The sequence below is a fragment of the Elusimicrobiota bacterium genome, assembly GCA_026388155.1.
Lineage (GTDB): Bacteria > Elusimicrobiota > Elusimicrobia > Elusimicrobiales > UBA9959 > UBA9634.
Map to the genome: position 1 here is coordinate 1 of JAPLKI010000001.1, position 25582 is coordinate 25582.

Below are 25582 nucleotides of genomic sequence, written 5' to 3' on the forward strand. Positions count from 1 at the left end.
TCAGTTCATATTCCTTAACGGCCATCTGGGGTCAAGTTCCGTCACAGGAACTCCCAAGCTTACTTCCACTAACGCTCCGACTTTCGGCATCGAGAGCAATGACACTAACCTTAACCTTATCACCGCCGCAGCCGGGACCAACGCGGCGGTTACAAGGGTATTGAGTGTCAATTCAATCGGCAATATAGGCATCGGGACTACGGGGCCCGGCAACAAACTTGATGTCTATTCCGCGGGGAGCGCTTTCATCGCCGTAACCGGGACGGGAAACAGCGGTTTTACCGTCAAGAACAACACCGGCGCCCAGACATGGAATACTTATACGGACAACAGCGGCTTCTATCGCGTTGACCGCGCAGGCGGGGGAAGTGAATTTGCAATTGACTCCTCGGGCAGAGTCGGCATCGGCACGGCGGGCCCTGCGACGACCCTAGATGTGAACGGCGGCATTTCCGCGCACGCGACCGGCGGCCAGGCTTTTCACGCCGTCGGCAGAGCGGGCGACAATTTCGCATGGGCGCCTGTTGTGTTCGCGAACGACGGCGTAACTTATACAGGCGGCATGTCTTATGCTCCCGCCGCCGTCATGCTGAGCACCGGCGGCAGCTCATTGGCTCCCCTTACTACCTGGCTGCCGTCGGGCAGAGTCGGCATCGGGACTACGAATCCCGCCGCCAAACTGGACATCAACGGCACCGACGCCCTCAAAATCCCGTTCGGCACCATAGCGCAGCGTCCTGTCCCCGCCGTGAACGGCATGCTGCGGTTTAACAGCGAAATAGGGAACCTGGAGTATTATTATAACAGCGGTTGGAATTGTGTCGGCGGCGTGTTCGCGACAGGCGGCAGCGTGCCGGGCGGGGAGGTCGTCGGTTCGTACCGTATTCACAAATTTACCGCCAGCGGCACGTTCAACGTCGTCTGCGACGGCAAGGTAGAGGTCCTTGTGGTCGCCGGAGGAGGTTCGGGCGGCGGTTCTAACGGCACAAGCATCGGCGGCGGCGGCGGCGGCGCGGGAGGAGTCGTTTATAACTCCGCAGTTTCCGTATCGCAGGGCAGCATCGCCGTTACGGTCGGCGCGGGCGGAATCGGCGTCAGCGGTTTTGCCGCCGGCAATAACGGCGGAGATTCTGTCTTTTCTATTTTGACGGCGAAAGGCGGCGGTTATGGCGGAACCTGGACCATCGCTCCCACCGTCGGCGGCTCAGGCGGCGGGGCCGGGGAAAACGGACAAAGTCTGGATGGCGCCGCCGGTACTTCGGGACAGGGTTTTGGCGGCGGGAACGATAATGGTTATGACAGCGGAACCCCAAGCGCGGGCGGCGGCGGCGGCGGCGCCGGCCAGACAGGCGGCTATTCCAGGAGCGATATTACAGGCGGCTACGGCGGAATAGGGAGTCCGTATCTTATTTCCGGAACACCCGCTTATTATGGCGGCGGCGGCGGCGGGTCCGGCAGTACCGCCAGGGGCGCCGGCGGCTGGGGCGGCGGGGGAGACGGGAAAGGGGTGGCTACCGGGCTTGGAACTAATGGCGCCGCTAATACCGGCGGAGGCGGCGGCGGTTCCTTGACCAACGCCAGTGAAGCCGCGCAGCCCGGCGGCAACGGCGGCTCCGGCATGGTGATCATCCGCTACCCGATAGTCGCCAACCTCACAGTCCCCGCGATCACGACCGTGAGCCCCGCTTACGGACCGCAGGGGACGGTCATTACTATCACGGGCACCGGCTTTGTTGCCGGCGGGAAAGTATATGTCGGAACTGTCGAGGCGGTCGTTAACACGCTCACGGCCACGCAAATTACCGCGACCACGCCCGCAAGCGCCACCGGCGGCGCCAGAACTGTGACGGTATTAAATCTCCCCGACCAAAGCTACGGCATGAAGGCAATAGCTTTCACCTACATGATGTCCGCGACAGGCGGCACGGAATCTAATGTCGGAGGATACCATATCCATACATTTACCGCCGTCGGCACCAGCGCGTTTACCGTGGCCACCGGCGGCAGCGTTGAAGTACTTGTCGTTGCCGGCGGCGGAGGAGGCGGCGGGCAGCTTGCCGGCGGCGGCGGCGCCGGCGGATATAATTATGTGGCGGATTTTGCGGTTGTCAATGCCGCGTACAGCCTCTCGGTTGGCGCCGGCGGCGCCGGCGGCCCCGCTACGGCGCCTTACAATATGAACCAAGGTACGAACGGCGGCAATTCTGTTTTCGCGACCATAACTTCTATAGGCGGCGGCGGCGGCGGCGTGTATGATAATACTTACGCCGTAGGAAAAAATGGCGGCAGCGGCGGCGGCGGCGGCGATTCGGATACGGCCCCGCAACGCCGGGCAGGCGGTTCGGGCACCGCCGGCCAGGGATATCAAGGCGGCTCCGGCGAAGGGGGTACGGCGTACTATGTGGGCGGCGGCGGCGGCGGCGCGGGCGGTCCGGGAGTAAGCGGGGCCAGCTTCGTCCGCGGCGGGAATGGCGGGGCGGGACTGCAATCCACTATCTCCGGAACGCCCGCTTACTATGCCAGCTGCGGCGGCGGGAACGCCTACTATGGTTATTCCACAATAGCGGGAGTCGCAAGCCCCGGCGGCGGCGGTAATGGCGGCAGGAACGGGAACGGGGGCAATGCTACCGCAAATACGGGCGGCGGCGGCGGCGGCGGCGACTGGAATGTAGTCAGTGGCGGTAATGGCGGTTCCGGCATCGTGATCATCCGCTACCCGACAAATCCATCCTTATGGGATGCCGCTCCTTCTGTAACAAGCGTAAGTCCCGTCTATGGAAGAGGCGGGTCTGCGGTTACTCTCACAGGGTCTAATTTTGCCACCCCCGCCGCTGTAACTATCGGAGGGCTTTCAGCGCAGGCAACTACCGTGGACAGCGGCCATATTACCGCTATTATTCCGTTCCTGGCCTCGACCGGAGTTTATAATATAGTGGTCACGAACCCGGGCGGCCAGTCAAGCACCCTTACCGGGGCCCTTACCGCTACGGTTTATGCGGCAGGCGGCACGGAATCCGATTCGGCAGACTACCATTATCACACATTTTACTACACCGACCCGATGACAGTCTTCACCGGCGGCAATGTCGACACCCTTTTGGTCGCCGGCGGGGGCAGCGGAGGGAATTATACCACTACTAATGCCAACGGAGGAGGAGGAGGCGGCGGCATGATTTCCAAGCCGACATTCGCCGTTACCCCGCAGACATATAGTGTTACGGTCGGGCTTGGTGGTGTTGCAGTTGCCGCCTCAACCAACCACCAGGGCTACAATGGCGGAAATTCCATTTTCAGCTCGCTCACGGCCATTGGCGGCGGCGGCGGCGGCGGCACAGGCGCAGGTTCGGGCCTGGCCGGCGGCAGCGGCGGCGGCGCCGCCTATAACAATTCCGGCGGCGGCGCCAGCCAGCCAGGCGGCTTTGCCAATGCCGGCGGATCTGCCGGCTATACCTGGACCGGCGCCGGCGGCGGCGGCGCCGGTTCCCCGGGGATCAGCGGTAATTTTAATCCCAACGCCAGTCCGAGCGGAAACGGGGGAGCCGGCTATCCAAGCATACTATCGGGTGCGCTGCAATATTATGCCGGCGGCGGCGGTGGCAGCGGCAATTCCTCCGAGCGCGCTGGAGACGGCTATCACGGCGGCGGCCGGGGCGAAGGCACCACTTCGCAGTATAATTACAATGTTTATACCGTCGGAATTAACGCAACGACAAAAGGCAGCGGTACCCCCACCGCCATCGTTAATAGCGGCGGCGGCGGCGGCGGTGGTTCCTACTGGGCGAGCAATGGCGGCTGGAGTACCGGCTCAGGCGCGGGCGGTTCCGGCTATGTCGTAGTCCGCTACTCTACCGATCCCACCTTATGGAACGCTCAACCCACTTTAACAAGCATAAGTCCCAGCTATGGCACCGGAAGAGGCCAATATCCTATCACTCTCACGGGGTCTAATTTCGCCACACCCGCCGCCGTGACTATCGGGGGGGTGACAGTGGAGGCGACTACCATTGACTCCCAGCATATCAGTGTCATTGTTCCGGTTCTGCCCGCGGGCGGTATGGAAGACGTAGTAGTTACAAACCCGGGCGGCCTGTCCAGCACGCGTGTTAAAGGATTCGCCGCAATGGCTTACGCGACAGGCGGCACGGAGTCCGATTCGGGACTGTACCACATCCAGAAATTCACCGGCGGCGGCACCTTGAGCGTCCTCAGCGGCGGCCCTGTTGAAGCCCTTGTGGTCGGCGGCGGCGGCGGCGGCGCGGGCGGCCTTGGCGGGGGCGGGGGCGGCGGCGGCGTTCTTAAAATGACCGCGACAGTTACACAGGCGGGTTATGCCGTAGTAGTCGGCGGGGGGGGCGCGGGCGGCGTGAACGGTACCGGCTCAAACGGCGGGGCCAGCACAATATTCGGCGCTACCGCCGCGGGCGGCGGCGCCGGCGGCGGGCCCCACGCTGGAACTAACGGGGTCGCGGGCGGGAGCGGCGGGGGCTGTTCATCGACCGACTCGCAGATGCCTGTGGGCGGCGCAAGCTCCGGAAATAATTTAGGCGGCAATCCTGGAACTATTTACGGCAATCAGGGAGCCAGTCAAATCATCCCAAGAACCGGGAGTCCCTGCAGAGGCGGCGGCGGCGGCGGCGCGGGCGGCCCCGCTCCTAACGTCGACGATAATTCCGCCCTGAACACCAGCCTTTATGGAGGAGGTTCGGGAGGTATAGGTATCACAAGCGACATTCTGGGTACCAATTACTATTGGGCGGGCGGCGGCGGCGGCGGAACTTACAGCCCGGGATACGCCGGCTATGGCGGGTTGGGCGGCGGCGGCGGCGGCGGCGCCCAGGATGGCGCCGGTTACAATGGCGCGGGCGGAGGAAGCGCTTTAAATTCAGGCGGTACCGGCGGCAATCCGGCCGGCGTCGGCGGAACCAATACGGGCGGGGGCGGCGGCGGAAGTTTGTGGCAGACCACGACCGGCGGCGCGGGCGGCTCCGGCATCGTAGTTGTCCGCTACTCAAATAATTTCGCCAACTGGGACGCCGCTCCCTCTTTGACAAGCGTAAGCCCCGTCAAAGGCAGTACAATAGGCGGAAATACTATGACTCTCACAGGGTCCAATTTTTCCGCGCCCGCCAGTGTAACTATCGGAGGGGTCCCGGTAATAGTGGAAACTACCGTCAATAGCGGCCAGATAATTGTTGTTATGCCGAATCTGGGTTCAGCCGGCGCCAAGGATGTGGTAGTTACAAATCTGGGCGGCCAGTCCAGCACTCTTAGCGGGGCATTTACCGCGTATACCATGGTTGTCGCGCAAGGCGGCGTGGAATCTGATTGGGGACTCTACCACATTCACACATTTAACAGCGCCGCCACCTTTAACGTCCTCAGCGGCGGCACTGTTGAAGCCCTTGTGGTCGCCGGCGGCGGCAGCGGGGGAAACCACAGCACTACCAACGCCAACGGCGGCGGCGGCGGCGGTTGCGTGGTTGAAAACGGGGCGGTAACCGTTACCGCGCAGCCATATAATGTTCTGGTCGGGGTTGGCGGCCTTGCAATTGCCAACGCGACCAACGCCCGGGGCAACAATGGTTCAAATTCCGTGTTCAGCACGCTCACGGCCATCGGCGGCGGCGGCGGCGGCGGTTCAGGTTCCAGCGGCGGGCCGGGCCTGACCGGCGGCAGCGGCGGAGGCGGAGCCTATGTCAACGGCTATGCCGGGAATAGCAACCCGGGCGGCGGAGCCAGCCAGCCGGGCGGCTATGCCAATGCCGGCGGGGCCAGCAATTATACGTGGACCGGCGGCGGCGGCGGCGGCGCCGGCGGCGCCGGAGTTGCCGGTAATGTCTGCGGCAACTGCAGTCCGAGCGGAAATGGCGGAACCGGCTATGCGACCGCAATATCCGGTTCAAAACAATATTATGCCGGCGGCGGCGGCGGCAGCGGCAATTCCTCCGAGCGCGCCGGAGACGGCTATCACGGCGGCGGCCGGGGAGAGGGCACCACTTCATTCTATAACTACAACTCTTACCCTGTTCAGGTTAATGCGACAACAGGAGGAAGCGGTACCCCCACCGCGATCGCAAATACCGGCGGCGGCGGCGGCGGCGGTTCCTACTGGGCCTCCAATGGCGGCTGGGGCAGCGGCTCAGGCGCCGGCGCCATCGGCGTTGTCATCATTCGCTACTCAAAGGATCCCACCAACTGGGGCGCCGCTCCCAATTTAACGGGTGTGACTCCCGGCTTCGGCAAGGCGGTAGGCGGATATTCGCTTACTCTCACCGGATCCGGTTTTTCCTGCCCTGTCGGTGTAACTATCGGAGGGGTATCGGCGACGCAGATAACCACTATTAACAGCACCCAGATCACCGCTATCGGTCCGGCTCTGCCGATAGGCACCAAGGATATAGTAGTTACTAACCAGGGCGGCCAGTCAAGCACGCTGGCCGGACAGTTCATCGTGGCGAACCTGGTTTCCGCGACAGGCGGCACGGAATCCGATTCGGGAGGATACCACATCCACAAATTCCTCGTCAACGACACCTTTAACGTCCTGGCCGGCGGCACTATTGAAGTCCTTGTGGTGGCCGGCGGCGGCGGCGGCGGCTCGGATATGGGCGGCGGCGGCGGCGGCGGCGGGGTGGTATATAGCCCTTCTTATAATGCTTCCGTGGGAGCCAATACCATAATTATCGGCGGCGGCGGCGCCGGCGCTCCCGCCGGCGTCAGTCAGGCGGCCGGCTCTAACGGCGGCAATTCTTCATTCCCCGGATTGGCGACGGCGATAGGCGGCGGCGGCGGCGGTTCGGAATACTCCGTTACCACTCATCCGGCCGGCAACGGCGGTTCCGGCGGCGGAGCTTCCGCCGGCGCGCAGCTGCCGAGTTCGAGCTATGGCGGTAACCGGGGCACCGGGACTTACGGGCAGGGCTATGACGGCGGCTGGGGAATTTACGCGTGGTATGCCGGCGGCGGCGGCGGCGCGAACGGGCCCGGCCAGAGAATTCCCTACCCCGGCGGCCCCGGAGTTCTGAACCCGATCTTAGGGCCCGATTATTATTGGGGCGGCGGCGGCGGCGGGGGCGGCTATTCCGACTGCGGCGGCAGCGGCGGCATCGGCGGCGGCGGCGGCGGCGCTGTCTGCGCCACCACCGGCGGCGCGGGTTATAACAACGGGGCGGCCGGCGGCGGCGGAGTTATAAATTCCCAGACTAACACGCCCGGCGGCGCCGCAGGCGCCAACACCGGCGGCGGCGGCGGCGGCGGCTCGCATTACAACTCCAATAACTATGGCGGCGCGGGCGGCTCCGGCATCGTTATAGTCCGCTACCCGACCGATCCCACCTTATGGAACGCCCAGCCCGCTTTAACAAACATAAGTCCCGCCTCGGGCTCAGGAAGAGGGGGATATCCGGTCACTCTCACAGGGTCTAATTTTGCTATAGGCGCTATTGTAACTATCGGGGGGGTACAGACGGCCGCAACCACTGTTAACAGCACACAGATCCGCGCTATTGTCCGGCCTCTGACCGCGGCCGGCTTTTTGGATGTGGTAATTACAAATCCGGGCGGCCTGTCCAGCACGCTTAGCCAGGCGTTTACCGCGACGCCTTCCGCGTCAGGCGGCGCGGAATCTACTTCGGGAACATACCGCATTCACACATTCCTCGGCACCGACGTGCTTACGGTCCCCACCGGCGGCAAGTTTGACGTACTTGTGGTCGCCGGCGGCGGCGGCGGCGGCGGCGATGTGGGCGGCGGCGGCGGCGGCGGGCTGGTATACAGCCCTGTAACCACTCTTACCAACCAGGCCTATACGGTGACGGTCGGCGGCGGCGTCGCGGGCGGCTCCAACACAGCCTCGAACGGCGGCAACTCCGTGCTTGCAAGCATAACCGCGTACGGCGGCGGCGCCGGCGGCGGCTGGGCCGGCCAGGCCGGCGCAGCCGGCGGCTCCGGCGGCGGAGCCACCAGCAATATGGGCTTTAGCAGCGGCGGAGCCGCGCCCTACAGCGGCCAGGGCTATCCGGGCGGCGGGGGCGGCGGAAACCAGGGCGGCCAGAATGAATATAGCGGTTCAGGCGGCGGCGGCGGGGCCGGCCATCCGGGCGGAGTTGGAGTCAGCCCGGGCGACACCGGAGTGCTTAACTGGAGCGCCGGCTCAACCACTTCCGGCTATGGCGGGAACGGGTTGCAATACGATATCAGCGGAGCCTGGACATATTACGCCGGCGGCGGCGGCAGCTCGAGCGACGGCAATTCATATTATGGCGCTGGCGGCCTGGGCGGCGGCGCCAGGGGCGGCACCAGTTATCCCGGAACCGCTAATACGGGCGGCGGGGGCGGCGGCGGCAACGGCGCCGGAGCCGCCGGCGGTTCCGGTATCGTGATCGTCCGCTACTCGACCGACAGCTCCTTATGGACCGCCACTCCCTCTTTGACAAGTGTAAGCCCCGTTTCCGGAAGAGCCAGAACCGTGATTACTCTCACGGGGTCCAATTTTGCCAACCCCGCCGTTGTAACTGTCGGAGGAATAACGGCGGCCGCGACTTTCGTCAATAGCACCCAGATCACCGCTGTTGTCCCGGTTCAGACTTCAATCGGCCCTAAGAACGTGGTAGTCACGAACCCGGGCGGCGGGTCAAGCACAAAGGCCGGAGGATTTACCGCAACGGTTTCCGCGATAGGCGGCGCGGAATCCGATTCGGGAGGCTACCACTACCACACCTTTACCGGCACCTACGGCCTGATCGACGACTTTATTGTCGACACCGGCGGCCCTGTACAGGTATTTGTCTGGGGCGCAGGCGGCGCCGGAGGCCGTATCGGCGGCTGGAATTATGGCTCTTACGGCGGCGGCGGCGGCGCGGCCAGCGGCATAGTGACCGTAGCCAATAATACGCTCTATCCCGTCGTCGCGGGCAGGTTCGGCATGATCAACAGCTATTGGAATTATACTAACGTGCTCGGGGTCGGAGGCGGGGGGTACTCGTCAAATGGTAACGCCGATAATCAGTACAGCGGCGGCGGCGGAGGTTATTCGGGAATATTCCTTACGTCCATCGCACAGGGTAACTCTATTCTGATCGCCGGCGGCGGCGGCGGCGGCAGCTCCAGCGACGCTGACGGTCCACTTGGCACGTATGGCACGGGAAATAGCGGAGGAGGAGGCGGCGGGACCACCGGGCAGGCCGGATATTGCCCATACATTCCATCCCCGGGGTTACCGGGAAATCCCGGAACTCAGTCGGCGGCGGGAGCGTCTGTCACTTCGGGCTCTTGTTTCTACAGCAACGGTACAGGCCTCGCGGCCGGGGCTCTTTCCGGCGGCGTAACCTGGTCCTATAGCTACGCCGGCGGCGGCGGCGGCGGCTATTGGGGCGGCTCAGCGGGCGGTTATTACAATTGCGTTCCTCACAATATGTGCGGCGGCGGCGGCGGCTCGGGCTACTATAACCCGGGTTATGTTACCGGCGCGATATTAACCCAGGCTGTGGGAGCGACGCCGGGTGATTCTGCAAATCCGCTCAGAGGTTCATATGGCAACGGCGGCCCATATACAGGTAACGGCAATAACGGCAACCCCGGCGTTGTAGTCATCCGCTACGCGACAGACGCCTCCTTATGGGCCGCCACTCCCTCTTTAACAGGCGTGAGCCCCGCCGCCGGCAGGACGTCGGGCAGATATACGATCACTCTCACGGGATCTAATTTCGCCGCAGGCGCCACCGTAACCATCGGAGGGATCGCGGCGAACGCGGTTACCGTCAACAGCGGCCAGATAACCGTTTTTGTTCCGGACCTGGGTTCAGCCGGCGCCAAGAATATAGTGGTCACAAATCCGAGCGACGGTTCAAGCACGCTTACCGGAGGATTTACCGCGTTCAATATGGTTTATGCGCTGGGCGGCACGGAGTCCGATTCGGGAGGATATCACTATCACACCTACAACACCAAAGACAATTTTACGGTCGTCAGCGGCGGCACTGTCCAGGTATTTGCCTGGGGCGGCGGCGGCGCGGGAGGTTCCGCCGGCTGGGTTTCCGGTTCTCCGGGCGGCGCCGGAGGAGCGGCCAACGGCACAGTAACCGTAGCTAACGGCACGGTCTATCCTGTCGTAGTGGGCGGCCCCGGCGTGGTTAATAGCGCCGCCGGATTAGGAGCTATCGGAGGCGGGGGAACGGCTACAGGCAATGGCAGCGGCAACAGCTACACCGGCGGGGGCGGCGGTTATTCGGGATTATTCGTGACGTCCGTTGCCCAGGGTAACGCTTATCTGATCGCGGGCGGCGGCGGCGGCGGCGGCAATAGCCGCGCGGAAGCCGGAAACGGCGGCGGCGGCGGCGGCGGTACCAGCGGACAAAGAGGGTTTTCAATGTATGACGGTAAAACAGCCTACGGAGGCAATCCCGGCACTCAATCCGCGGCGGCTGACGCGAGCTGCGACGGCATCACCAATGCGGGCGGCCAGGGAGCGCTTCAGGGCGGAGTGACCAAATCCAACAGCTACGGCGGCGGCGGCGGCGGCGGCTACTGGGGAGGTTCGGGGGGAGGGTATAGCGAGCCCAACACTATGGCCGGCGGCGGCGGCGGCTCGGCATACTACAACCCGAGTTATGTCAATGCCGCGAATTTAACAGCCGCGTACGCAACAACTCCGGGCGATTCGGCGAATTCGCTTAGAGGCAGCGCCGGCAATGCGGGCGGGGTCGCCGCTAACGGAACCTCAGGCATCGTAGTCATCCGCTACCCGACCGATGCCTCTTTATGGGCCGCCACCCCCTCTTTAACCAGTGTAAGCCCCGCCGTAGATTCTCCAAGAGGCGGGGACCCTGTCACTCTCTCAGGTTCCAACTTTGCCGTAGGCGCTACCGTAACTATCGGAGGGGTCGCGGCGAAACAGGTGACTACCGTTAATAGCGGCCAGATCACCGCTATTGTTCCTCCCCAGGCAGCCGGCGTTAAGGATGTGGTGGTTATAAATCCGGGCGGCCAGATAAGCACGCTTACCGGAGGGCTTAATGTATATAACATGGTTTACGGGACAGGCGGCATGGAATATAATTCGGGAGGATACCACATTCACAAATTTAACCAGAGCGACACATTTACGGTGGTAGGCAGCGGCAATGTGGACGTCCTTGTTGTCGCCGGCGGCGGCAGCGGTGGAAATTACAGTACTACCAATGCCAACGGCGGCGGCGGCGGCGGCGGCGTGATAGTAAACAATGCCTTCCCCGTTACCGCACAGGCATATGCTGTTACGGTCGGGTATGGCGGCAATTGGATAGCCAATTCCACCAATGCCCGGGGCAATAATGGAGGGAATTCCGTTTTCAGCTCGCTCACGGCCCTTGGCGGCGGCGGCGGCGGCAGCACAGGCACCGGCGCGGGTCTGACCGGAGGCAGCGGCGGCGGCGCTACCAATAATTATGGCGGCGGCGGCGCCAACCAGCCGGGCGGCTTTGCCAATGCCGGCGGGGCTGCCGGCTATACCTGGACCGGCGGCGGCGGCGGCGGCGCGGGTGCCGCGGGAATCAGCGGTAATGTCTGCGGCAACTGCGCTCCGAGCGGAAACGGGGGGTACGGATTCCCGAGCGCTCTCTCCGGTGCGCTGCAATATTATGCCGGCGGCGGCGGCGGCGCCGGCAATTCCACTGAGCGCGCCGGAGACGGCTATCACGGCGGCGGCCGGGGCGAAGGCACCACTTCGCAGTATAATTACAATGTTTACACCAATCAGATTAACGGAACAACACTGGGGAGCGGTTATCCTAACGCAGTTATAAATACCGGCGGCGGCGGCGGCGGTGGTTCCTACTGGGCGGCCAATGGCGGCTGGAGCCGCGGCTCAGGCGCGGGCGGCGCCGGCATAGTGATAGTCCGCTACTCAAATGACCCCTCCTTATGGAGCGCCCAGCCCACTTTATCAAGTATAAGCCCCACCTATGGTCCCGGGAAAGGCCAATATACGGTCACTCTCTCAGGATCTAATTTTGCCACGCCCGCCGCTGTAACTATCGGAGGGACGACACTGGAGGCCACTACCGTCAACAGCGGCCAGATCACCGCCGTGGTTCCGCCTCTGGCCGCGGGCGGTATGAAAGATGTAGTGGTTACGAACCCGGGAGGCCTGTCCAGCACGCTTACTAAAGGATTTGCCGCAACGATGTATGCGACAGGCGGCACGGAATCTGACTGGGGGCTGTACCACATCCACACCTTTACCGGCAGCGGCACATTGAGCGTTGCAACCGGCGGCAATGTTGACGCCCTTGTGATCGCCGGCGGCGGCGGCGGCGGCGGACAGCTTGCCGGCGGCGGCGGCGCCGGCGGATACAGCGCCGTGACAAGTTTCCCTATCACTAATACCGCGTACGCGGTCACAGTGGGCGGCGGCGGCGCGGGCGGCCCAGCTACATCGCCTTACAGTATGAACCGCGGTTCGAATGGCGGCAATTCTATTTTCTCAAGCATAACTTCTATAGGCGGGGGCGGCGGCGGCGTGTATAATGATACTTACGCTCCAGGAAACAGTGGCGGAAGCGGCGGCGGCGCCGGCGATTCGGATACGGCTCCGACACGGCGGCCCGGCGGCGCGGGAACTGCCGGACAGGGCTATGCCGGCGGCTCCGGCGAAGGGAGTCCGGCGTACTATGTGGGTGGCGGCGGCGGCGGCGCGGGCGGCCCGGGAGAAAATTCGGTCTCGCAGGTTAAAGGCGGAAATGGCGGGCCGGGACGTCCAAATGATATCACCGGGACTCTCACTTACTATGCCAGCGGCGGCGGGGGGAACGGCTACTATGGTTACGCTACATCACAAGGATTTGCGAGCGCCGGAGGCGGCGCGAATGGCGCAAGGGGTTCTGGAGCGAACGGGCCTGCCGCGACGGCAAATACGGGCGGCGGCGGCGGCGGCGGCGACTGGAATGTGGTCTCCGGCGGCGCCGGAGGCTCCGGCATCGTAATAGTCCGCTATTCAAAAGATCCCTCCTATTGGAACTCCGCTCCCTCTTTAGGAAGTATAAGTCCCACTTTCGGCAATCCGGCGGGCGGATATATGCTGACCCTCACGGGGTCCGGTTTTGCCGCGCCCGCCACTGTAAGTATCGGAGGAGTCGCGGTACAACAGGAAACCACCGTTAACAGCGGCCAGATAACTGTTCTTCTTCCTAATCTGGGTTCGGGCGGAGCCAAGGATGTGGTTGTTACCAATCCGGGCGGCCAGTCAAGCACGCTTACCGGAGGATTTACCGCGTATAACATGGTTTCCGCCACGGGCGGCACGGAATCCGACTGGGGCCCGTACCACATTCACACATTTTACAGCGGCGCTTCATCCTTGAACGTCCTCGGCGGCGGCAATGTTGAAGTCCTTGTGGTCGCCGGCGGCGGCGGCGGCGGCTCCGACATGGGCGGCGGCGGCGGCGCCGGAGGCGTGGTATATAACCCCTCCTACGCTGTTTCCGCGGGAGCATATTCCGTGAATGTGGGCGCGGGCGGCGCCGGCGCTCCAGCCGGGGTAAACCAGGTAAGAGGAACCAGCGGCGGTAATTCCCTGTTCCTCGGAGTGACTACGGCGATAGGCGGCGGCGGCGGCGGTTCGGAATACAGCACCGCCACTAATCCAGCCGCAGCCGGCGGCTCCGGCGGCGGTTCCGCCAGTTGCACTAATCCCGGTCCGGGCGCGGGCACCGCCGGGCAGGGCTATGCCGGCGGGCCTAACGGCGGCTGTTATTATCCCAGCGGCGGCGGCGGCGCCGGCGGCGTTGGTTCAACCAGCCCCGGTCCCGGCGGCCCCGGAGTTCGTAATATGATCTTGGGAACCGCTTATTATTGGGGCGGCGGCGGCGGCGGCGGCGGCTACACCGTCTGCGGCGGCAATGGCGGTTTCGGCGGCGGCGGCGGCGGCGCTACCTGCGCGACCAGCGGCGGCACGGGCGGGTTAAACCAAGGCGCCGACGGCGGCGGCGGGTATATAGTTGCCCAATGTAACCAGCCCGGCGGCGCAGGCGCCGCGAATACCGGCGGCGGCGGCGGCGGCGGTTCGCATTACAACTCCAATAACCCTGGCGGCGCGGGCGGCTCCGGCATCGTAGTGGTTCGCTATTCAAAGGACCCCTCCTACTGGACCTCCACTCCCTCTTTGGGAAGTGTAAGTCCCAACACAGGCCCCACGATTGGCGGTTATTTGATCACTCTCAATGGGTCCGGTTTTTCAGCGCCCGCCACTGTAACTTTCGGAGGGGTCGCGGCAACGCAGGTAACTACCGTCAACAGCGGCCAGCTTGTCGTTATTATGCCGGTCCTGACGCTTGGCGCCAAGGATGTGGTGGTCACAAATCAAGGCGGCCTGACAAGCACGCTCAGCGGAGGGTTTACCGTAACCACGCCGCTTGCCTCGTGCGCCGCTCTGAAAACGGCCGGCAATAATTCCGATGGAGTGTATTGGATCCAGCCGGCCGCGACTCCCTTCCGCGCGTATTGCGATATGACCACGAACGGAGGCGGCTGGACCTTGGTGGCCAATATCGCCCCGGCCGACGGGAACAGTGTCGGCTACAACGCCCAGAATTTCTGGACCACGCAGGCCGAGTACCGCAACTTTGACAATAGCTTCGCCAGCGATTACAAGAGCCCGGCCGCTTATGGCCTGGCCGCCGATTACCTGATGATAGAATCGGCCAATACGGGGGCCGCCGGTTCGATCCTGGGCTGGCGGAGCTGGCCGATGACCTCCCACAGGACCTTCGGCTCCTTCTTTACAACAGGCATCGTGGCGGTGCATGGCACGGACGCCTGCGAGACGGGAGCTCCGAATGCCTCTAGCGTAGGCTCAACAAGCAGCCAGGACGACATTATCAGGCAGGGAGGCTGCCTGTATGCCGACGTCAATCCAAGCTCCAGCGGGGAAGCCGACCTGATCCGTCTTAGCCCGATGTCTTACAACGTAAGCCAGGACAATATGATGGCCGGGTTCGGCTCATGCATTGACTGCGGCACAACCTGGCAGGGCGCAGCGCGGCCTTATATGGGCATAGACAGGGCCGCATGCGGCGCCGCCAGCTGCAATTATTCCCAGATCTGCCGCGTCGCCAATCCAGCGTCCTCCGCCGATTGTCTCGGGAGTTACTGCAGCGGCACCTACGGCTCAGGCGTGTGCAACACCCTCTGGAACAGCCGCTTCTTTGTGAAATAAGGGGCATATGGGACGTTGCTTAAATACTTAAATGTTTCATGATTGCGCTGTGCCGGGACAATGCCGGAATAGATATTGAGGGGCGTTTATCTCATGTGATCGCGCGGGGGATGGAACGGCGGAAAAAGCGGCGCGGGAGCATTTAAGCGTTTAAGCAACGTCCCCTAACCCGAATCCTGCAGTTCAACATGGTTTCCAATACTTGCGTAGGAGGGGAAACCGCCATGCGGTGTCCCTTAAGCAGTTGGGAAAGGGTCGTCTACAAAAGTACGGTGTCCATCAGACGGCCATTGACAAATCAGGTGAACAAAAAAACGCAGGATTCCCCGCAGCAGCGGGTCGCTGACCAAGCGCTATGTGCGCCAGGTCAGCGAGGGCGTATGCCGCGCGAAGCGCACCTGAGCTCCGCGAAGGGAAAGTTTCAACTGAAACTTTCCGGCTAATATGACACGACAACTGGTTTACCGGGCATTACTGGCCGCCGCGCTGCTCATCCCGGGCGTTGCCGAAGCCAGAATAAGCTTCGGCCTGCCTTCCGCCGTTAAAAATGCCGTAAGCAAACTTCAGAGCAAGAAGAACAGCGCGACGGTAATTATTTCGCTGACCGCAAATCCCGCGAGTATTTCCACCGGCACGTTCACAACTCTAACCTGCCTCGCCTCCAACGCGAACGGCGACGCGCTGACTTACAGCTGGTCGGCCGCAACCGGGACTATTTCCGGCGCAGGCCCGCAGGTTACATGGACCGCGCCCCTGTCTTCGGGCACATACGCCGTTTCCTGCACGGTTTCCGACGGCAAGGGCGGTTTTGTCCGGTCAAGCGCGCATGTGGCGGTTTTTACCATAAACCGCGCGCCGGTAATTACTTCATTGACCGCAAATCCCCCGGGTATTTCCACCGGCGGGGTTACAACAATAACCTGCGCCGCCTCCGACGCGGACGGCAATGCGCTGACCTACGCCTGGAGCGCGGCCTCCGGCACGCTAGCCGGCACCGGCCCGCAGGTTACCTGGACCTCGGTTTCGAGCGGCACTTATTCGATCGCCTGCGCCGTGTCGGACGGCCAGGGCGGGTCCGCCCAGTCAGGCGTAAATGTGGCGGTTTCTGCCGGGAACTATGCGCCGGTGATCTCTTCATTTACCGTAAACCCCCCAAGTATTTCCACCGGGATGATCACAACGATCACCTGTAACGCGGCCGACCCGGACGGAGACGCGCTGACTTACGTCTGGGACGCGGCCTCCGGCACAATATCAGGCATAGGTCCGCAGATTTCATGGACCGCGCCGCTTTCCAGCGCCGCTTATTCGATCTCCTGCGCGGTTTCCGACGGTAATGGCGGGTCCGTCCAGTCAAGCACAAATATAGTGGTTTCCGCTGTGAACCATGCGCCGGTAATTATTTCATTGACCGCAAGTCCCACGAGCATTTCCACCGGAACAGCCGCAACGATCACCTGCGCCGCGTCCGACCCGGACGGCGACGCGCTGACCTACGCCTGGAGCGCGGCCTCCGGCACGCTGGCCGGTTCCGGCTACCAAATTACATGGACCGCGCCGGCACACGGCGGCACTTATCCCATTGCCTGCGCTGTGTCGGACGGCAAAGGCGGGTCCGTCCAGTCCAGTACAAATGTGGTGGTTTTCTCCACGAACCATGCGCCGGTAATAACTTCATTAACCGCAAGTTCCCCGAGTATTTCCACCGGGACAGCCGCAACACTTACCTGTAACGCGACCGACCCCGATGGCGACACGCCGCTGAGCTATGTATGGAGCGCGGCCTCCGGCACGCTGGCCGGCTCCGGCTACCAGGTTACCTGGACCGCGCCGGCTTCCAGCGGCACTTATTCGATCGCCTGCACTGTGTCGGACGGCCAGGGCGGGTCCGTCCAGTCCAGCACAAATGTGGCGGTTTTCTCCGCGAACCATGCGCCGGTAATTACTTCATTGACCGCAAGTCCCCCAAGCATTTCCACCGGAACATTCACAACGGTCACCTGCGCCGCGGCCGATCCGGACGGCGACGCGCTGACTTACGTCTGGAGCGCGGCCTCCGGCACGCTGGCCGGCTCCGGCTATCAGGTTACATGGACCGCGCCGGCTTCCAGCGGCACTTTTTCAGTCGCCTGCACTGTTTCCGACGGTAATGGCGGGTCCGTCCAGTCAAGCATGATCATAGTGGTTTCTTTCACTCACTGGGCTTCTGTTTACGCCGGCAGGGAGCACACGCTGGCGATAAAAACGGACGGGACGCTCTGGGCCTGGGGGCGCAATGATCTGGGGCAATTGGGCCTTGGACATACAACATCAACGCCCACCCCCACACAGGTGGGAACTGACAATGACTGGGCTTCCATTTCCGGCGGCGATAATCATACGCTGGCGATAAAAACAAACGGGACGCTCTGGGTCTGGGGATTAAATGATGCCGGGCAATTAGGTATTGGAAACGCAATATCAACGCCCACCCCCACACAGGTGGGAACTGACGGCTGGTGGTCTTCCGTTTCCGGGGGCGCGTATCACTCGCTGGCAGTAAGAACGGGCGGCTTCCTCAAGTCCTGGGGAGGCAATAGCTATGGGCAATTAGGGAATGGGAATATCGCAGACCAGCCAAATCAACCTACGCCGGTGGGGCTTGGCAAGTCCTGGGTCTCCGTTGCCTGCGGCGAGTTTCACACGCTGGCGGTAACACAAAGCGGAACACTCTGGGCCTGGGGAGCTAATAGCACTGGGCAATTAGGCATTGACTCTTTAACCGACCAATCCACCATTAAGCAGGTGGGAGCTGACTTCGACTGGTGGTCTGTTTCCGGCGGCGATTATCACTCACTGGCAATAAAAACAGATGGTACGCTTTGGGCCTGGGGATATAATAACCATGGGCAATTAGGTCTTGGAAATACAGATATAGTTCCATCAAATGAACACCCTGTACAGGTGGGAGCTTCCACCGACTGGGTTTCCGTTTCCGGCGGCGGGTCTCACACACTGGCAATAAAAGCGGACGGGACCTTATGGGCCTGGGGCTATAACAATCACGGGCAATTAGGTTCCGGGGATACAACGCAGCAGACCGTCCCTACGAAGGTGGGAACCGATACCGACTGGGCTTCCGTTTCCGGCGGCGGGTCTCACACGCTGGCAATAAAGACAGACGGGACGCTCTGGGCCTGGGGCTTTAATAATTTCGGGCAATTAGGTCTTGGAGATATGAACGACAGCGACACGCCGACACAAGTGCATTATTGACGGCAGCCGGCCAACCGTTCCCGGCGGCTGAAATTTAGCGGAGATACGACAGCGCAGGCGGATTAAGGACAAACGCGGTATGCAAAGGTATAAGTTGTTGATCTTCCTGTTTTTATCATTTTTCGCGGAGTTTTCCTATGCCGGAGATCTCAGCCTCGGCCTGGGCTGTCCCTATATTTCCCTGAAATACGATTTTAAGGTTTTTTCGGCCGAGGGAAGATATATCACCGGCCTGGGGGTGCGGGCTTATACCGGCCGGGGCTACTGGAATTTTCATCAGTCGGACACGCTGAAGAGCTTTATAGGACTGGAAGGCGGCTATATTACATTTGACACGCGGAACATGAAAGGGACCGGGCGTGAAACCGCGTTATTCGTCGGCGGTGAATATTTCGCGGCCAAAAACCTTTCTTTGCTTATGGATTTTGCCCCGACCTTTATCTCGCTGAGCTCGGGCAATACGGGCATTAATTGCGTTGAGTATGTGATAAATCTCGGGTTCTATTATCATTTCTGACCTCATAGGGGACGTTGCTTAAATACTTAAATGTTGATGGAGTATCCGCTTGCCGGGATCACGGGCCGGCAGGCGGTTCCGGACTTCCGCAGGCCCCCTAAAAATCACCGTCTCTTCATTGGCAACTCTCTTGAAATCCGGGTGCCTCACGGGTAAGAGGGAGGAATGTTTTTTGTCCGGCAGCCGGCCTTACGGGTTCGCGGGGCCTGCCCAGCTCTTTTGGCTTCGCGGCAACAGTCAATTTATACAAGGTGGAGGTGATTAGCCATGGTTCCTGGGCCAAAAGGGCTGGGCCTGCCGCCGGACCGGAACGCGGGGACAGCCGTCCACACCGTGGCCGGCTTCCCATCCTGCCACGCATAAACCGCATAGCGGTTTTGCGCGGCCCCGGCTCGGCGGTTCTGCTGCGTAGAGAACCGCCTCCGCCCTTGCGACCCGGACGCGAAGCATAATTATGCTTCGCTCTAAAGCCGGGTCTCACCTTCGGCGCTTACGCAAGCCTCAGGTTCACGAAGGCCCCGCTAGCCCGGCTCCGGCGGCACCCGCTCCATTTATTCAAGGGGAAAACTTGTTGTAAAAAAGGGAAGACTTCAGGATTCTTCTTTAAAACCCGGTCCCGGAGCGCGCGGGGAAAGCGCCGGCGCCCGTTCCAGCAAGATACGCGGGTGTCAGAGTGCCTCATTGCGGAAGTCAGGAAATCATGGGCCGGCAGGCAGTTGCGCATTGTCCGGGGAAGGGCTTTACACTGTTATTTGCGGAAGACAAAAGGGGCGGGCCGGCGGAACGCGGTTGATTAGAGAACCGGGAACAAGATCCGGCGCCGCGCCCCGGCTTGCCAAGCAGGGTCGTGAAACAGCGAAAAGTGAACATTTAAGCGTTTAAGCAACGTCCCCTATGCACAAGCCAGTGCCGTATTCGGGCCAATGCTTGCGCAGGTGTCGTTTCAGAGCCTATGGCTTTCAGACGACCTATGGCCATCAAACGGCCAGTTCTTCAGCTCTATCCTCCGGACCGCCGGCAGCCGCCAGGTAATGCCGGATCGCCGAAAGCCCTCTGCTTTCAAGCGCTTAAGTATGCTCTCACCGTAATTCCCGGGGCACTTTTGCGCTAAACCGGCCATTTTTCAGCGCTTCCCTGGTTATACCGTCCCCCAACCCCGAAAATGCGCGTATTCAAGGGCGTTTTTGTGGTTAAAGCACCCGCTTTGACGGGTAAGCGCATGTAATAATAATTTACTAATAACTTCGGTATTTCTTCGGGATTGGGGGGCATTTACCTCGTAGACTATAGATATAAGATATCTATGAAACGCGAAAACCTCGTAAGACTGATAGAAATACTCGCAGCGCAAATCATTTGCGCGGCAGGTTTTTTTTGCGTTTCCGTCAATGCCGGCAGTCCCGGCACCACCGCCGCTTCTTTCCTGAATTTCACGCCCAGCCCCCGCGCCAGCGCGATGGGGGAATCCTACACCTCGGTGACCGAGGACGCCTACGCCGCGTACTGGAATCCGGCGGGCCTGGCGAGCGTAGAGCAGCGCGAATTCGTGGCCACCTACGACGCCTCTTTTTCGGACGTCGCGCACCAATATGTTTCCGTGGCTTACCCGCTGAGCTACGGCTCCACGCTGGACCTCAGCATAACCCGGCTGACCGTGGCCCCTTTCCAGGGCTATGACGCGGCGGGTTTCAAGACAAAGAACATCCAGTCGTCCGACATGGCGATAGCCGCCTCTTACGGCCGCACGCTGATGAAGGACGAGATAGAGCGCCCGGTTCTCAACCTCGGAGCCACCCTCAAGAGCGTGAGCGAGACGCTGGACAGCGTTTCCGCCGCCACCTTCGCTATGGACCTTGGCGCGATATATTATTTAAGGCCCGCCAAATACTGGATGCGGAAAGTCCCGGCCCAGGAGGTCAGGTTCGCGTTCACGGTCCGGAACCTCGGCCCCGGCCTCAAATTTGACAAGCTCTCATCCCCGCTGCCGTTGTCCGTCACGCTGGGCTCTTCCTGGCTCTCTCATCCCAAGGGCGATTCAAGCCTTATATTGAGCATGGACAACACCTTCTCCAATTACGATAAATATACCATCAACCTGGGCGCCGAATACGAGGCGTTCCAACTGCTGTCGTTCCGGGCCGGCTACAGGACCGGCCAGACCATCGGCTCCGGGGTCCGGTTCGGCTTCGGCTTCAAGTTTTCATTCGTGGACCTGGATTACTCGATGTCGCCTTTCGGGGACTTGGGCGCCATGCATAAATTCGGCATGACCATGAAGTTCGGGGCTACGACCGCGCGCTCACCGCTGGCCGGGAAAACACAGCGCGTTGAAAACGCAAGGCTGATAACCACGAAAGATAAGATCGAGAAGCTCCAGGTGTTCGCCAACGACTTCATAGAACTGGCCAAAAAAGACCTCGATAAGCGCCGGTACGTGTCCGCCGAAGCCAACTTGAACAAAGCCTTCAACCTGGAGCCCGGCCTGAAAACCGGCGAGTGGGGCGAGAAAGCGGGCCGCCTGTCGGAGATAATAAAAGACCTGCAGTTAAAGGACACCCCCGGCCTCGAAGAGGTTTTTGCGAAGAACAACGAGCAGGCCGATGCCGGCCACGAGACCGTCATGGCATACGTGAACGGCAACGACCGCAAAGCGTTCCTGCTGGCTCACGCGGCCTGGGGCTCCAACATCAGCGGCGATGCCGTGTTCGAAAAACTGCTGAACGTGATGAGCCAGCTGACCCATGACAACATAAGGCGCGATGAGATACTGCCTAAGACCGCCCTTGTCAAGGAAAAGCTCCGGAAAGCGGCCTCCGCTTTCTACATAAGGGAGTTCACCGTGGCGGTAAGGGAGTGCGAAGAAGCGGTTCTCCTGGACGACACCAATACCATGGCCTGGACCAGGCTGGGTTCCGCGTACTTCATGATGGGCGATAAGGAAAAGACGAAGAAGGCCTACGTGAAAGCGCTCAGGCTGAATCCCGGCGACAACGTGGTCAGGCAGTTCATGGAATCACAGGGGTGGAAGTAATTTATGGAGTTTCTCGCTATAGTCTTCATTCCGATGATCCTCCTGCTGCTCGGGGCGGCTTTCCTGGTGGTGTCGCAGGTTTCCGGTTTCGTGCAGTCCGGCTCGCTGAACCAGCGCCAGTATGTTTCCAACATGATCATTCAGCAGTACATGGCGCAGATCGCCATGGCGCAGAGCCAGATCTTCCAGCGCAACCGCGAGCTGGAAGTCCTCTCGTCAAAACTGGTGTTTTCCAACCAGGAGCTGAGCCGCCTTAACGACATGAAATCCAAGTTCCTGTCCATGGTCGTGCACGAAGTCAGGACCCCGCTGGGTTCCATCAGGGGCTTCACCGAACTGCTGCTCAAGAGGGGCGTGGGGGAAAAAGAGGAGCAGTACCTTAAGAATATCGTTTTGTCCAGCGATCAGATGGGCCGCCTGATTGCCGACCTTACCGACCTGGCCATAATAGAGGCGGGCAAGCTGAAGATGGAAAAGGCGGTCTTCGACTACGCCGATATAGCCAGGGATATTCTGCCGGGTGTTTCCATAAACGCGCAGAAAAAAGGCGTGGAACTCAGTGTCGGCGAGCTGCCCGCCGACTGCCGGGTGAACGGCGACAAATTCAGGCTCTCGCAGGTCCTGATGAATCTGCTCAACAATGCCATAAAGTTCACGCCCGCCGGTAAGAGGGTGGAACTGACCATGCGCAGGGAGGGGAGATATCTCGCCGCGTACGTGAAAGACTCGGGTATCGGCATCCATCCGAGCGAGACAAAGAGGATCTTTGAAAAATTCTACCAGGCAAAATATCAGAAAGACGAAAAGCTCCGCAAGCAGGGATGGGGCCTCGGCCTTGCCATAGCCCAGGAGGTGGTCAAGGCGCACAAGGGCGACATCGGCGTCACCAGCCCGGGCCTTGGAAAAGGCTCCACTTTCTGGTTTAAGGTTCCCGTCGGAGTATAAGAACCGCAAAATCCGGCGCGCTTTCGCGGGCGGGCGGCGCCGCGGCGCAGTAGCATGAGCGGCTTTTACCCGCGCCGATGTCCATAGTTATAGATTCCGCTGAAAAACCTCCTGTTTTAAAAATGGCACGAAAATCGCTTAAAAATTTCTCTCCGGGGCCGCGCGCAAACGGTTTTTGTCCGCCGGTCAAGCTGCCGCGATGGTCTTTTTCAAAGTTGATTTTGAGCCGGAGAGGATTTTTCAGTAGAATCATTGGTAGAATCATTTATAATGTAATATTGATATAACCTTTCTGAAACATCGCTTCTGTATAATTGAACTGTACTTTACAACGGGAGACTACAATGGAACTTGGCACTATTATCGGCGCGGGAGCTTTCGTAATCCTGCTTATCCTGGGCGTAGCTTCCGGCCAGCTTTCTTCGTCCATGGTGAACATGCACGCCGTCTTCGTAGTGGTGGGGGGAGGTATGGTGGCGATACTGATCAATACGCCGCTCAAATACCTGATAAAGGCCTTCACGGAACTGAAAGCCCTTATTTTCTACGATAATATAGCCGACATACATAAGGTTATCCCCGTTATAACCGGCCTGGCGGAGCAGTGCAGGATGAAAGGCCTGTCCGCCCTTAAGAACGCGGACCCCACCGTAGCGAACGGCTTTCTGACCCGCGCTTCGATGGCCGCGCTGGAGTACAATGACTACAATTTCGTCAAGCAGGTCATGGAACAGGAGATAAACCAGGCGGCGGACGAGACCAACGAATTGGCCAATGTCTACCGCACCATGAGCATCCTGATGCCCATGTTCGGCCTGATGGGCACGCTGATAGGCATCATCGGAGTGCTGCGCGACCTTTCCAACCCGGAGAACGTGGGCCCGGCCATGGGTGTGGCCATAACCTCCGCTTTTTACGGCATATTTATGGCTAATATGGTCTGCGTGCCGATAGCCGGCAAGATCCGCTCCAAGATCTGGCTGGACGTGAAGCTGAAGTCCATGATCCTGGACGGCGTGCTGGAAATAATGAAAGGCAGCATACCTATAGTGGTGGAGCGGAGGCTGCAGTCTTATATAGTGTAAGGTTGATATATGAAACCTATATGCTTTAATGGCGGGGCTTTGCTGAAGATATGCGCTTTCGCGTTCTTTTGCCTGCTGCCCTGGCCCCGGACCGCCGGGGGGCAGAACATGCCCCTGGACGATAAGGCTAAATATGAGCGCTCGCTCGAAATAAAGGTTGAAGAAGTCCTGCTCAAACTGCTCGGCCCCAACCAGGCCAAGGTGGTGGTGCAGGCGTCCATGGACTTTACCCGCACCGAGAAAGTGGATATGACCACCCAGTCCGCCGCCCCCGTAGTTAAAGACGGCATGTTCAAGTGGGACGGCACGTCCGTGGAAAACCAGATGTCCGCGGAATACCTGCTTCCGGGTTTCCCCACTATGATAGGCGATAAGGACAGGCCGGGGGGCGGCAACTATCAGAGGCAGACGATCTATCCGGCTTCATTCATAAAGCAGCTTATAGTAACGGTTATTCTAAACAAGGACCTTGCGGAGAACGAGGCGCAGGCTGTCCGGAGCGTTGTCTCGGAAATGCTTTCCATGGACCCGAAGAGGGGGGACGAGCTGATCATTATCAGGACTTTCTTCGCCCCGTTCTGGCGCACGATCTGGTATACGCCCGAAGCCATGAACCTGGTATTTAAATATATTATCCTTACCTTTATGGGCGTTATCGCCCTGATAGTGGTGGCCGTAGGGTTCCTTAAGCTGGCCGGGGCTATGAACACCATGGCCAAAGCCCAGCAGAGCCACCAGCAGATAACCATGGATATCGGTAAAGGTCTGGGGTCGCCCGGAGGAGGGCTGGGATTTGGCGGCCCGGAAGAAAAACTGGAAATGCCGTCGGGCGAGAAAAAAGAGAAGGAAGAGTCAGCCGAAGAGGAGGAGCAGAGGGTGGTCTTCAATGTCAAGCTTGACCAGCTGGGCTTCCTGGTGAATTTAATGAGCAACGAGGACCCGGCCAATGTGGCTCTGGTCGCCGCGCACCTGGAGCCTGAGGTGCGGAATAAATTTTTATCAATGCTCCCTCCCGATGCCTCGTCCGAGGTCATGGCGAACCTGGCCAAGGTGCGTTTCGTCGATCCGGACATCATAAACACCATTAAAGACGAGCTTGAGCGGCGTCTTAGCGGCGCTTTGGGGGGCTTGCAGCAGGTCGTGGACGTGCTTGAGCAGGTGGATCTGCGCACCAAAAGGGAGATGCTGGAAAAGCTCTCAAAAACAGACCCGGAAACGGCCCGTCTGGTCAGGCGGAAAATATTCATGCCCGAGGACATAGGCCTGCTTTCCGACCGGGACATGTCGTTCGTTATAGGGAATTTCAAGATAGAAACTCTTTCCGCCGCGATCTGGAGTTTCCCGCAGGCGCTGAAAGACAAGATCCGCAAGCAGATGGCCGAGAAAACCTGGCAGATGGTGGAGCAGACGATGAGGTATGGCGCTCCTTCAAAGGAGGGGGCGGAAAAAGCGGTGGAGGAATTGGTGGGGGCCGTGCTGAAACTGATAAAGGAAGGACGCATATCCAACCCGCTGGACGAGCAGGTTATGATCTCCGGGTAGGCCGGTTCCGGGCCGCT

General features: G+C 60.7%; 8 protein-coding genes. 7 read left to right on the plus strand and 1 reads right to left on the minus strand.

Annotated elements, in window-relative coordinates:
- Positions 1 to 160: 160 nt before the first annotated feature.
- From NTX59_00005 to NTX59_00025, 5 genes are all read left to right on the plus strand, one after another.
- Entirely contained in the window at positions 161 to 15190 is a 15030-nt protein-coding gene (locus NTX59_00005; protein MCX5784054.1) for an IPT/TIG domain-containing protein, read from the plus strand.
- A gap of 444 nt (positions 15191 to 15634) precedes the next feature.
- Complete coding sequence (locus NTX59_00010; protein MCX5784055.1) at positions 15635 to 18445, plus strand: hypothetical protein; 2811 nt, start codon at positions 15635 to 15637, stop codon at positions 18443 to 18445.
- A gap of 79 nt (positions 18446 to 18524) precedes the next feature.
- On the plus strand, positions 18525 to 18962 hold the full coding sequence (locus NTX59_00015) for a hypothetical protein (protein MCX5784056.1): 438 nt from the start codon (positions 18525 to 18527) through the stop codon (positions 18960 to 18962).
- A gap of 1303 nt (positions 18963 to 20265) precedes the next feature.
- Entirely contained in the window at positions 20266 to 21993 is a 1728-nt protein-coding gene (locus tag NTX59_00020) for a PorV/PorQ family protein (protein MCX5784057.1), read from the plus strand.
- 3 nt (positions 21994 to 21996) lie between these two features.
- Positions 21997 to 22938, plus strand: a complete 942-nt coding sequence (locus tag NTX59_00025) for a HAMP domain-containing sensor histidine kinase (protein ID MCX5784058.1) — start codon at positions 21997 to 21999, stop codon at positions 22936 to 22938.
- On the opposite strand, the gene NTX59_00030 is transcribed toward NTX59_00025, so the two are convergent.
- A complete protein-coding gene (locus tag NTX59_00030; GenBank protein MCX5784059.1) occupies positions 22916 to 23191 on the minus strand; it encodes a hypothetical protein in 276 nt (91 codons plus the stop codon). The genes NTX59_00025 and NTX59_00030 overlap by 23 nt on opposite strands.
- A gap of 91 nt (positions 23192 to 23282) precedes the next feature.
- Here NTX59_00030 and NTX59_00035 point away from each other — a divergent pair, with 91 nt between their 5' ends.
- Both NTX59_00035 and NTX59_00040 read left to right on the plus strand, forming a co-directional pair.
- On the plus strand, positions 23283 to 24023 hold the full coding sequence (locus NTX59_00035; GenBank protein MCX5784060.1) for a MotA/TolQ/ExbB proton channel family protein: 741 nt from the start codon (positions 23283 to 23285) through the stop codon (positions 24021 to 24023).
- Between the two features lie 9 nt (positions 24024 to 24032).
- Positions 24033 to 25565: a hypothetical protein gene (locus tag NTX59_00040; protein ID MCX5784061.1), complete on the plus strand. Its 1533-nt coding sequence runs from the start codon at positions 24033 to 24035 to the stop codon at positions 25563 to 25565.
- Positions 25566 to 25582 lie beyond the last annotated feature (17 nt).

What these genes read in the sequence shown, in the direction of transcription:
- NTX59_00015 (MCX5784056.1), top strand. Translation starts at nt 18,525, where the DNA reads ATGCAAAGGTATAAGTTGTTGATCTTCCTGTTTTTATCATTTTTCGCG.
- NTX59_00020 (MCX5784057.1), top strand. Translation starts at nt 20,266, where the DNA reads ATGAAACGCGAAAACCTCGTAAGACTGATAGAAATACTCGCAGCGCAA.
- NTX59_00010 (MCX5784055.1), top strand. Translation starts at nt 15,635, where the DNA reads ATGACACGACAACTGGTTTACCGGGCATTACTGGCCGCCGCGCTGCTC.
- NTX59_00035 (MCX5784060.1), top strand. Translation starts at nt 23,283, where the DNA reads ATGGAACTTGGCACTATTATCGGCGCGGGAGCTTTCGTAATCCTGCTT.
- NTX59_00030 (MCX5784059.1), bottom strand. Translation starts at nt 23,191, where the DNA reads ATGATTCTACTGAAAAATCCTCTCCGGCTCAAAATCAACTTTGAAAAA.
- NTX59_00040 (MCX5784061.1), top strand. Translation starts at nt 24,033, where the DNA reads ATGAAACCTATATGCTTTAATGGCGGGGCTTTGCTGAAGATATGCGCT.
- NTX59_00025 (MCX5784058.1), top strand. Translation starts at nt 21,997, where the DNA reads ATGGAGTTTCTCGCTATAGTCTTCATTCCGATGATCCTCCTGCTGCTC.